At 32.4% G+C, this 14,382-nt stretch carries 1 protein-coding gene; it reads left to right on the top strand.

The features are described 5' to 3' along the window. Window positions 1-288: 288 nt before the first annotated feature. Window positions 289-14,382: hypothetical protein (locus OF377_RS02385; RefSeq protein WP_263836289.1), on the top strand; the 14,094-nt coding region annotated here is incomplete at its 3' end.

Genomic DNA, 14,382 nt, shown 5'->3' with positions numbered 1-14,382 from the left:
TTATAGATGCTAAAAAAGGAAAAATATGATTTTAACTTTACACTATTTATGTATAAAGTTAAAATTTTTTGAACCCGATAAAATTCAGCAAAATAGTGAAAAACCAATATAATAATAGTTGCCTTTATTTTTTAATGTTATAATAAAGTAATTTATTTTTTATAAATATTTATATAATGTTTAATGACTTATCAAAGTCGCAATATAATATATATATATATATATAGAATACAAAATTAAAAATATATAAATTTAATGATAATATCATTTATCTGAAAGAATTAAACGATGAAAAAGAAAAAGGGTCTTGTTATTACTGGGTTACTTGCTAGTGCGGCCGCAATCACGGCTACTATTGCAGTAACTCAATGTAAAACAAACACAGGAAAACATTTTTGAACATTACCAGAGGTAATGGCGAAAATTGCTGAATTAAAAGATCAAATTAGCAATAATCAAGGAAATTTAGACCAACTAAAAACAGAATTAAATGAATTTGAATCATTAAAAAATGTTTTAATTGCTCAAATCACATCTGATGAAGGTAATATTAATCCAAAAGTTTTTGATCAACAATTAACAGATGCAATTAAAAGTGTTGCTGATTTACCGTTATCACAAATGAAAGTTGATCAAAACGATATTCTTCAGAAAATCATTGATGATAACCGTGATTATTTAGCTGCCCGTGATGCAGTTATGGCCGCATTAAAATACACAAAAAACGATCGCGCTTCGTCAAAAACATTAAAGAACAAAATTGATCTTGCACAAGATTTAGTTGATGAATTGAGTGATGAAAAGTACACTGCTGCTAAGAAATATTTAAACGATATTCTTGAAGATGTTAAAGCGTACAATGACGCATTAAAATTAGTGGAGGCAGTTGAGCAAGGATACAAAAAAGATCCAAAAGATCCTGCGTTAGTTAAAACACTAAAAGATGCTTATACAGCGGTGAATGATTTAAACGATCCAGATAGTAACTTATATAAGCGTTTAGACAAAATGAAGGAAATGTTGTATCCTGAAATTAGTGATGCTTATAAGAAGGTTAAAGCAGCAGAAGAAGGTTTTATCAATAAGAAACCAAATACAGAGTTGCAGGAATTAATCAATGCCGCACGAACGGCAATTGAAACGGAAGAAAATAAATTCCGTAAACAAGATTATATTAAGCGTTTAGATAATCTGCAAAGTGTATTAGATGCAAACACAAATAATGATCCAAAACAAGCAAAAACATTATTAGATAAAGCGTTTGCTGAAACTGCTGAAAACAATAATCCAGTTTTAAAACAAGCATTATTAGATAAATTAGTATCACCTGTCAATGACATTGTGGAGCGTGCGAAAAAGTCTATTATTGATAATCCATTAGACAAGGAAGCGTCAGTGGCAATTGTAAATCTTGCTGATCAATATGTTGAAAAATTAACAAATGAAACAGTGGGAAAACAAGATTTAGTTGATCAGTTATCTTTAATTCATCAAGCTCAAAAAATTCAAGAATTATATAAAAACGCTCTTTTATTAGCTGATGATCCTACATCATTAAGTACAAATTTAGAAACATTAACTGATGATTATGCAACTGAAGTTAATGATTTAGCAAATAAATTTGATGCTTTAACTGAAAAGAAATATGCTGATTTAATTGAGACATTTAACAATGTTGTTAAAGCGAAAAAGGCGAATGAATTAGCTCAAATATCAGCTCAAGCTTATGAACCTCTTGCCTCTGCAAATGATCTTTTAAACCAAAAACAATTAGTAGAAAAAGCAAAAGAATTATTGTCTAATCAAGATGTTGGTTCTTCGAATGTTAGTGTATTAGAAGAAACAATTAACGAATTATCAGCACTAGCTAATGCTGATAACATTTACCATCAATTACTACCAGTTGTTCAAGACAAAACATTGACTAAGACGGAAAAACTTGCTCAAATTGAACAATATATTTCTGCAATTAATGCAGCTAAAAAACTAGCAATCACAGAAGATGTCAAAACAGCATTAGATAAACGTCTAGCGATTTTAAATTCTCTTGTTGATCTTGAACAATTGCATAATGATGCACAAAAAGCAATCAATAATTCAATTAGTCCTTTTGATGTTTTAAATAATTTATTAGACAAGGTTAATAATGCTGTCGAGGCAATCAAAGATAATCCAGACCAGGCCGATTCATTAAAAAAATTAATGGCTGATGCGGCACAATTAAATCAACTTGTTGATTTCTGAAATCAATATAATACAGCGAAGGCAAGCATTCAGGTAGATGAATTTAATAAAGAAAATACTGATCAATTAATTAATTCATTAGCTACAGCAATTACCAACCAAACAAGTAACTTACCACAAGACGTTATAGCCCAATGAAACAAACGTAAAGAAGCGTTAAAAATCGCAAGTGATGCACGGGATGTAGAAAAAACAGGAGCAAATATTATTGTTCAACACAACCCATTTGTGACTGAAGAGACAGTTGTTCCTCCATCAATTACAGATATGGAGCAACACACAACTACAGTACGTGCAAGTGAAGATTTAGATTTAGATCCAGAGTTAAAGGATTGATTAGTAAATAAATTGGTTTCAACAACTGATAAAACTAAAGCTTACAAGAAAACGAACGACGCACTTGCTGTTGCAAAAAATGGTTTGCTGAACACTAATATTCCCAAAGGTTCAAGTTTTGAGGCAAAACAAGACAAGGATAGTGCAAATATTATTGCGTTTAATAACGCTATAACTGCAGCTGAAGCAACTGGAATTAACGAAGATGTTGTTAATGCTTGAAAAATAAATTTACAACGTTTCGAAAACTTAAAAGAAGCGCAAAAAGTTGATCATAATTTTAATCGAAATTTTGAAAATGTAAATCCCGTTTTATCAAAAAATGAAATTAATACATATAAAGATGAATTAACAACATCTCTTGCTAAACTAGATACTGATAGTATTAACGATACAGTTAAAGAACAATTGCGTGCTGATCTAGCTAAACTTGCTGAATATGAGGCTATTTATGATAGCTATCAAGCGGGGTTAGCATTAGCAAATGACCCGATTAGCAAAGCTGAAACTTTGCAAGAGGCGATTAATACTTTAACTGAAAAAATAGCTGCTGGAACACATATTCCCGATAATGTGAAACAACATTATAATACACTGAAAAATTACTTAGAAACTGTTAAATCTGCAAAGACAATCAATGAAGCAGCTTTAGTTGTTGCTACAACAGTTCCTATTCCTACAAATGATGTACTAACAGCAGAAATTACTAAAATTGATAATGCAAAAACAACATTAAATAGTGATAATGTTGGTTTAGAAAACAAAGCGATTTTAGATAAAACAAAACAACTTCTTGAATCATTAAAACAAATTAATGATAAAGTTACTGCCGCAAAAGAAGCAGTAACTAGTGGAACGCGTCCAGATGAAGGAACTGATCCGGTTAAATCAGATGCTGACATATTAGAGAAGATAACAGAATTAAACAACGCCTTAAGTGATGCAAAAGATGTGTTAAATAAACTGAAACTTAATTTATCATTTGGACAATATCAAGTTCAAAAAGATAATTTAGATAATTTAACTAACGCATTTGATGCACTAGATAATGCACGTAAGGTGCACAATACAGTTAATCCATTATTAACAAGCAATCCTCGTCCGTCAAAATCAACTTTCCTTGCAAAAATAGCAGAAATTGATGCTGCAATAGCAGAAATTGATGGCTTAGCAGATTTGGTCAATCCAACAGCAACTGAATTAAAAGCAAAACTTCTTGCTGATAAAGAAAAGATTGAAAAAATCACAAATATTTCATCGTTATATGATGCTGCTAAAAAAGTAGCTATACAAGCAAATTCAACAGCTGAATCTTTAAAAGAAAAAATTGATCCATTTGTTGCAGCGTATACAAATGATGATACGTTAACCGATGAAGAGCGTAGAGACTGAACAAATAAACATGATGAATTAACTAAGGTTTATACAGCAAAACAAAAAACTGAAACTGCAGAAAACGCAATTGGTTTAAATGAACCAAATGTTGCAACTGCAGCTGATTTAGGGACTATTAAATCAGATTTAGAAGCACAGCAAACAGCATTAGCAAACAACTCTGTTGGTTTAAATCAATTGGAAAAAATTAATGGTTTACTTCCGAAAGTTGATGCTTTAAAACAAGCTGTTGACGCGCGAAACACAGCAGAAAATAGTATTCGTAATGGTACTACTGATAAGGCGGGAAATACTGCGTTAATTGAAGCGTTAACCTCAAAAATAGACGCTGCTCGTGATGCAGGTATTACTGAACTGGTTATTAACAAACTCGTTCTAGCGCGTGATGAGCTAAAAGACTTAAATAATGCTTATGATCTTCATAAGAGAATTACTAATTTAATTACAGATACATCAGCGAAACTTGAAAATCCACAAACTATCACTCGGGTAGTTGATCATTTTGATCCGTTATTTGATGAAGTTGATCCGACAATTGCTCTATTAGATGCAGATATTAAGAATGATGATATTCGTAATAAATTAACTACTGATAAGGATCAACTAGCTAAATTAAAAACAATCTTAGATAATTTAAAAACAGCTCAAACAGTAGCTAATTCGCCAACTTCAACAAGCGATGAATTGCAAACTAAAATTGATACTCTAGCAACTTCATTATTAGCTGGCACAACTTTACCAGATACTTTAAAAGAAGCGTTAAACAACAAAAAAGAAGAATTAGAAAAAATTAAAACAGCTAAATCTGTTGATGAGCAAGCTAATGAGGTTCTTGCCAAGATTGATCCACGAGCGACAGTTGCGGAATTAGAAACTGAGATTGGAAAAGTTAATCAACAAATTACTAATTTAAACTCTTCTATTTTGGGGGAACCGACTAAAGAAAAATTAACACAAACACTGGCACGTTTAGAAAAACTTAAGGAAATCGAAGCTACACTAGTAAATGTGAAAGAAATTGTAGCAGATAAAACTAAAACCCTTGATGAAAAAGGTACTGCAGTTGATAATCTGGAAACTTTAATTAAAACGGCTGATGATTTGGGTGTTCCAAGCCCAGTTATCGATTCATTAGATAAAGAAACGGTTGAATTAAATTTATTAGTTGAAGCACAACGTGTTTATAAAAAAGCGAAAGCAGTACTGGAACAAAATAACCCTAATATTGCTTCTAATCGTGATATTACTCGAGAAATCAACAAGGTTGATGAGGCATTAAATAAGATTCATGAAATCAAGAAAATTTTGCCAAATGAAAGAACGCAAGTTAAGAATAATTTAAATGACTTAAAAACAAAGCTAACAGCTTTTAATGACTTGTGAGCGAAATACAATGCTGCACAAACTAGTGCGTTAGACGATAGTCAGGATGCAAGCGAATTAACTCCTTTGATTCAGGCATTAAATGAAGCGATAGTTGCAAATTTTGCTGATGATAATTCCAAAGCTTTAACTAATTTGACTAAAGCGGTTTGAGACAAGAAAAAAGCAGGTCTTGATGAAATCAAGATAGCAAAAACTAAAAATAAAAATGCAAATGTTTTAGCAGATAACACAAACCCATTAATTACAAACGAGCAAATTGATGCGCAATTAGCTATTTTAAACCCTGCCAAAGAAACAGTTTCGACAAACGATGGTATCGCTCTGGATGAAGAGCTAAAAACAGCATTTACTAGCAAGTTACAAACAACAATTACTAAATTACAAGGTCTTAAAACTTTATATACTGAAATTGAAAATGCACGTGCAACAGTTCAAGGTGAAAATGTTTCATTAGACAATAAAAACCAAGTAATTGACGGTTTATTGGATAAATTTGCAGACGCTCGTGATGCTGGCGTAAGTGAACCAGTATTAGCTAAATTAAAAGAAGAAGTTGAAGTATTAAGACGTTTACGAGACGCTTATGAAAAACACAAGCAAGCAGTTACTATCTTGCAACAAGATCCGACTCTTAATTCATCTGTAACAAAAGTTAATGAGTGATTAGATACTCTACAACCGGTTTTAGATAGCATTGCTAATGATAACCACACAGATGCTATCAAAACAAAACTTGATCAAGATCGAACAAAACTAACAACTTATAAAGATTTATTAGACAAAATGAATAGTGCTGTTGTATCAGCAAATAACATTGCTGACAACTCGACAGTAACTGAAGGTTTAAATGGTACATTTGCTAACGCGATTGCAGCTGCAAATGATTTAGATCCGAAAATTATAAATGGTCTAACTAATTTTAAAGACAAAGTTGCTAAAGTTGTTGCTGCTAAAAAAGTTAGTGAAGATGCAAACAATTTATTAGCTCCTAATCCGTTACCAACATATGACAATTTAGTAGAAGCAATCAGTAAGGTTGATGAACAAATCGGCAAACCTGCTGCTAATAGCACTCCGGCAGTTGAAGCATTGTTAAACGATCCATTAATTGGTCAACCAATCAAGGAACAATTGACAGTTTTACGCCCTAAACTACAAGCTATTGCTAATGTCTTGAAAGTTCGTGATGATAATTTAAACACTGTCAAAAATTTGCCTGATAATAAAACTGATAATACTGCCTTAACAAGTGACTTAGCAAATACAAATGATGCAATTACTAAACTTGCTGCATCAATAATCGATGCACAAGAAGCTGATGTTAATGAAGCTGATTTAGCTAACTTAAACAAAATAAAAAATGATTGAACAACGGTTCGCGATGCAAAAGAAGAACACATTAAATCAAATAATGTGATTAACAAAACACCTCACGCAACAAGCGGCCAGGTTGCTGAACGTATTGCTGCAATTGACGCATTAATCCCTACACTAGATGCAGCAAATAACCTTGAATTAACAAGCGTTATTAAAGAACAATTAAATGCTGATAAAGAGAAATTAAAAGCATTGCAAACAGTAGTTGATAAATTTGATGAAACAGTAACAAGTACTGAAGATGCAAATACATCAGCAGCTATTTTAAATGACAAGCTTAATGCTTTTGAAAATGCACTCACAACAAACAGTAACCAATTATCAGAACCAGTAAGAAATGAATTTACAAATAAACTTGCACAGTTAAAAAATATTGCAAGTGCAAAAGCTGTTGATGAAGCGGCCCAAACAGTTATCGCCAACACCCCATTAACTACAACTGCCGATAATCCATTTACATCAGAAAAAACAAAAGTTCAAGCAGCTATTAATTCAGTTGATAATGATAATCCTTATAAAGAACCAACATTAACTGCTCTTAATAAAACGAAAAAACAACTTGAAGCCCTTGAAACATCAAATACAAAATTCAAAGAGGCTATAGAAGCATTAAATGATCTAGATGCTAATCCGGATCAAAGCACAAATAAAATAAATGCATATGCAAATACAATTCCAACAGTTGTTAATACCAATGTACCAGAAACAGTTAGCGAGCGTCTAGAAACATTAAAAGACCAATTGGATGCATTACAACTTGCAAAAGTAACCCATAATGAGGCTAAAACGTATTTAGCAGATCCAACTGATACTGCGCAGGCTGCTGATCTTTTAGCACGCGTACGTGAACGAATCCAAGCCATCGATTCAATTCAGGATGAAGTTTTAAAAACAACATTATTAAATGCATTAAAAGAAGATGAAAGAAAACTTGATGCTATTAACAAACTACATGAACTTTATGAAGATGCGAAAGCGATTGCTAAAAACCCAACTAAAACAGCAGATGATTTATTGGAAAAACTAAATCCTTTAAAAGCAGAGTATGAAAAAGATAACAATGCTAATGTTCTTTTACAAAAGGATCTAGATGCTTGAAAAACAAAAATTGATTATTTAGAAAAAGTTAAAACTGGTAAAGAAACAATTGCTGATACTAAAGCTCTATGAGCAAATGATCAAATTCCAACAAAACAACAGATTGTAGATGCGAAGAACAAAGTCACTGCTGCAAAAGCCGCTTTAGAACAAGATGACGTTGGTGCTGAAACACGCCAAGATCTAGAAGATTTACTAACAAAATTAACTAAACTTGAAGAAGCAAATGGTAAATATGAGGATGCATTAACTAAAACACAAGCATTTGAAACAGAACCAACAGATCAAAAACTTCAAGATGCACAAGCAGCAATTACTGCCTTGACAGATAATTTAAACGCTTTAAAAAATCCGTTATTAGTTCCTTCACACCTAGTTAGAGATCTTGAAGCTAAACGGGATGTTTTAGATTTATTAAAAGACAGTTCAGTTGGTCATAAACATGCTCAGGATGTTATTACTCAAACTAATTTACAACCTGTGAATGTAATTGAACAAGAACTAGAAAAAGTGGCTCAATTAATTTCTAATTTACAAGCTAATTCAAATAATAGTAATCCGTTGCTAAGCAGTGTCAAAGAAAAATTATTAGAAGATCAAAAACAATTGCGTCAATACAAAGAAGCCGCAGAAGCGCTTGCAAATGCGGTTACAATTGCAAATGATGCTAATTCAACAGCAGACGCACTAACAAGTGCAAAAAATGCGTTAGTTAATGCTAAAAATAATGGCATTGATTTACCACCAGTTGTTAAGGATGCGATTGTAAAAAACGAGCAGGCTCTTGAAAATGTTATTCGAGCAAAACAAGCTCTTGAAAACGCAAGAAACTTTGTTAACACATTAACAGAAGATAATCTAGACAATAACACAGATCTTTCTAACCATATTACTGCATTAGAAGATGCTAAGAATAATTTAGAAAACAATGTTAATCAGAATGGTTTAGGTGATTCAACTAAACCATTATTAACAGGGATGATTGATGATTTAAGAGGCTTAAAAGCGTTTAATGATAAATACAACACTTTGAAAGCAAAAATCATTGATCCAAATACATCTAAAGATGAATTAGAAGCTGCAATTGCCGAAATTAACAAAGAAACAGATAATGGTTTAACTAAGCATCTAAATGATTCTCCACAATCATTGAGTAACATTTTGAATAAAAAGAAGGATGATTTATTAAAAGTTACCCAAGGTCATATTGAAGATAAAAAAGCTGTTGCTTTAATTGGTAAAACGAATCCAGTTGCAACTATTGATGAAATTAATCAACAAATTGCTGCGATTGATAATGCAAACAATAATCTTGCGGATAACAACTCACCCGAAGCGATAGCAATTAAGGAAAAATTAGCAAGTGATAAGAGTGCATTAGAACAATTACGTGCAGCTGTTACTAACGTTAATGCTGCGCAGACGCTTGCTAATGATACAAATTCATCTGCTGATGATTTAGAAGAAGCAATCAATCAAGCAGAAGCAGCAATTGCAAACGCGAATAATGTTCCACAATCTGTGAAGGACGAATTAACTGAACAAATTAATGCTTTAAAAGAGGAACAAAAGAAAAAAGACGAACAAGAAACTTTAACAAGTAATTTAAGCGGATTATCAGTTGCTAATCTAGATAGCAATCGAGCAACTAACGCTAGTAGTGTTGAATTAAATCTTAGTGTTGTTAAAAATGGTTCTGGTCTAAAAAATAAATTCTTAACTCTTGTTTATACGGACAATGCAGGTGCTCAAATTAAAACTACGCCTGTTCAATTAAATGACCAAAAAGGAACAGAAGAAATTACAAGTACTTTAGCTGATTTACACGCAAACCGTAAATATACTTTAACATCGGCTTATTATGCACCAACAGCTGATGCTGCTGAAGGTGAACGTGTTAACTTAAGTATTGCAGATGGTTTAGCAGAAGTTGATAAAACATTTACTACAAAACCAACTCCGATTGTTACTGTACGTAGTAGTGATGGCACAAAAACGTATAATGAACAAACGAACAAATACGACATTAATAATGTTGTTTATACATTAACTGATCCGGACAATAGTTTAAATAATGGTGACCAAGTAACTGTTAGTTATGTTAAAGAAGGAACTACTGATAACCAAACGCTGAGCGCTTCTGTGTCAGTTAATTCAGACGGTACAAAAACAATAACATTAAACTTAACTGGCTTAGATTTAGGGGCAACATATAAAGTAACGGATATTACTCCAGTTGCTAAAGACTCATACGCACCAAACTTTGCAGCTCCTGTATTTGCAGATGTTCCTGAAAATCCTTTTGTAATACCTAGCCCTATTAATAAATTAACAGCTGTAAATGTCCAAAGCGCAAACTTTGATTCAAACACTAATGCAAGTTTAACGGTAACAGCAACTCTGAAAAAACAAGGCAACACGCTTGACAATAAATATGTCAAACTTGTATACAAATACAAAGATACACCATATACAGATGGGCAATATAAATACATCACTAGTGACGCGACACAATTAACACAAATTAACCAGGAAAATCTATCTCTAACCTTTAATTTCCCTGCGAATAAATTTACAGTTGGAAACAGAACATATGAACTAGTTGATGCTTATTATGGTGATAATGCAGATTTTAATGTGGATGAGAATACTGGCGCAATTACCAATGGAATTCTAATGGATAAACAAGCTGGTGTACGAGCAGATATTAATATCGCTGCCCACAATATTACATTAACTCAAAAAGACACACCTGCACCTGTTTATAATAATGGTACTTATAGACAAGCGGTAATGTTTGATGTGACAAATAACACAGACAATACATTAGTTAACAACCAAACAGTAACTTTAAGTTATCAAAAAGCTGGTTCAAGTGAAACATTAACGGCTCAATTGACTTATAACGACGGGGTTCTAAGTGGTGAATTAGTTGGATTAGAACAAGGCACAACGTATAATTTCACTGGTATTTCAAAAGAAAAAGCGAATGCAGAATTAACTACACCTGTTTTAAATTTTGCAGCAAGTTCAAAAACAAACATCGAAACTCCACGCGACACAATTACAGCAACAAGTATATCTGTCGCAAATCCTGATTTACCAGTTTATACAGACCAAACTGTAACGGTTAATTTCACAACACTAGGAACTTTCTACAATAATAAAAAAGTAAGACTTGTTTATGTAAACGAAGCTGATCAGCAAAAAATCGTTTCAAATGAACAGGTTGTTGGGGCAAACCCATTAACATTTACATTGGCTGCAAACACATCAGCATCAAATGATTCAAATAAACTAAAAACAAATAAAATTTATAAATTAGAAAAGATTATTTGATCAGAAAATACAATTGATGATAATACAGCAATTAGCAGCGCACAGACCGTTCCAAACTCATTTACTGAACAAAATCCAGGAACATTTACTGTTGCTGCACGTCCAGTTGTGTTGACTTATGTAAGTACACTAAACAACACATTACAAACAAATAATCAAACATCATTAACGGTTCGTTATAGTGTATCTGATCCGGATAATTTATTAACAGATGTAAACCAATTAACTTACAAATACAGTGATGTAACAGCAAATTCGCCAGTTACCAGCAACACAGCTAATTTAAGTACATCAAACGGCACTAAAACGCTTGATTTCAATCTAAGTAATTTAGTGTTAAACAAAGAATACGCAATTACAGAAGTTGGTTTTGTAAATAAACCAGCTAACCTAAAACCCGCATATGTGTTAACAACTAATAAGGACAATGAGGCTAAGAAGCTTGTTTTCTTTGATAAACCAGCTGCAGTTAGCCGAGATGATAAATTTGCTAACCATTTAGCAGTTAATAGCGCCACTGTGCCGGCTAATCAGGCTGCAAGCGTTAATCCAACTTTTGCAACAACAGTTGCTTTCACAAACAACATTGGAGCGAATGCTAATATCCACGCTAAATTAAAATTTGTGCGTTTAAACACCGATGGTTCTGAATCAAACGATGTAGTGTATAGTGAAAATAAACAACTAAGCGCAAACAATTTAAGTTTTAACACATCAACAAATTTACATAACAACCGCAAATATAAGTTAAAAGGTTTCTACTGATCAACTAATAATACTGTGGGTGAAGATGATACACACTTCGTTGCTACTCCAGCAACAGTTGACCAAGCAATTGTTATTGCTCCTAACCCAATTACTCTTACCCGTCATAGTTCTGGAACAAGTACATACAATGAAACATCAAACAAATTTGATGTGACGAACGTAAGTTACACATTAACTGATTCTGATGACTCATTAAGCAATAACGACACAGTTAGTGTCACTTATAGTAAGCAAGATGGTTCTGATCCGCAAACAGCAACCTTTAATGTTTCTGTACATAATGGCACAAAAACAATTACTGGTAATTTAACAGGTTTAGATTTAGGGACAACATATAAAATTGCAGCGATCACAACTACAAATAAAAAAGCTGCTGATTTTGCAAACCCTGTTTTTGCTGCAATACCAAATGATAGTAACAATAACTTTATAATTCCCGCAGCTGATAACAAAGTTACAAATGTAAATGTTACAAATTCAACATATAACTGATACACAACTACACCAAGTGTTGCTGTTAGAATTCAAAAACAAGGTAGTTTATTGAATAACAAATACATAAAAGTTGTTTATAAATATAAAGAAGAGCCAACAGGCACAACTTATAAATACATTATTAGTGATGCTAACCAAATTACAAACCCTAATTTACAAACACAAACACACACGTTTAATTTTGTAAATACCAAATTCCCAAGAGCAAACCGTGTTTATGAATTAGTAAATATTTTCTACGGAAATAACAATAGTTTTGTGGTTGATACTAACACGGGGAATGTAACTAATGCCACTGTACTTCATAATAGTGCAACTAACCAAGCAAACATAACAATTAATGCTGATCCAATCAGTATTACTCGTTCTAACAATAATGTTCAACCAGTTTACAATAGCACAACAAGCAAATATGACCAACCTATTGTTTTAACTGTTACTAACAATGATCACCATACATTAAAAAACAACGACCGTGTTTCATTACACTATACAAAAAATGGTGAGAACCATGACTATACAGTAGAGCTAACCTTTAATAGTACAACTAACCAATTATCAGGCACAATGACTAATCTTGATTTGGGAAGTACATACACATTAAACCGTATAAGCACAAGCAAACAAACTAACGAAGTTGCAGGTTTAAATGTTAATTTACCAAGCAACACAAATGTAATAATCCCTAGTGACTCTTTACGGATTACTAACATCAATGTTCAATATCCTAACTATGATAAACAAGCTAACCCAAGTGTTAAACAAGCTGTTACAATTACCCTTGCTAAAACTGGTAATAGATATAACAATAAACACTTAAAATTGGTTTATAGAGAAAAAAATAACGCAAACAACAAAGTTGTGTTTGAACAAGGGGATGTCCCAAGTTCAGGTAATACCGTTCGTTTCGAATTAAGTCCAAATAGTTTTGCGGGTAACAAAGAATATGTTTTTGATAAACTCGTATGGTTTGATGGTGAATTATATGACCAACCAGCTAAGGACAATACAACTCAGAATGTGGAAATAGCTAATGGGGTAGGATCTGAATTCACTGTGCTACCTGCACATATTACCGCAAGCTTCCATAGTGTTTCAAATCACCACATTATTAACAATAATAACACTTACCTAACAGTTCGTTACAATATTAATGACCCAGATAACGTTTTAATAACACTACAAGATAATGATCCTAATCATGCCGATCAAATTGCTGTTTATATGAAACAAATTTCAAGCAATGAACAAGCTCAAAATATTATGGGAATTGTGCGAAAAGATACAAATAATCAGAAATACATTGAAGTAACATATAAACGAAGTGATGGTAATGGTTTAATGTATCTAAATCAGGAATATGCAATTGAAACTATAAAACTAACAAGAAAACCACATCGACTTGTAGGTGAATATTTATATGGTAACCAAACGGGAGATAATAAGTATGATATTTTCCATGTTTCTAACATTTCAAATGCAACACAAAACAAATTTGGTAATTTTTTACAAATTGATTCTGCATCATTAGGAAATAGTGCTATAAATAATTTCATCGGTAATGCGAGATTTAGCACCGGTGCTCATGCTGCTCCAAATATTATAGGTTCATGAGCAAATACATATGTGAAATTAAAATTTGTTAAACTAGATGCTAATGATCACGAAACAACAAATTTTGTTTACAGCAATGTGCACCAATTAACAACAAATATGATTAGTTTCAGCGCTAATAATGGGGTAGAGAGTAATAGCAAATATAAACTAAAAGGTGTTTACTGAGCAACAAGCAGAAACGTTACTTTAGATAATTCACATTACATAACTTATACTCCTGAACTAATTATTTCAACACCAACAAAACCGGTGACAATTAGTAGTTTTACAAGTGAGGATGTTAATGGCGGACGAAACGGAAACCAAGTTAAGGTTAAGTTTACACTT

The organism is Ureaplasma sp. ES3154-GEN (assembly GCF_025780075.1).
Taxonomy (GTDB): domain Bacteria; phylum Bacillota_I; class Bacilli_A; order Mycoplasmatales; family Mycoplasmoidaceae; genus Ureaplasma.
The sequence above is the reverse complement of the archived record's forward strand: the minus strand, read 5'-3'. Positions and strand labels throughout refer to the sequence as shown.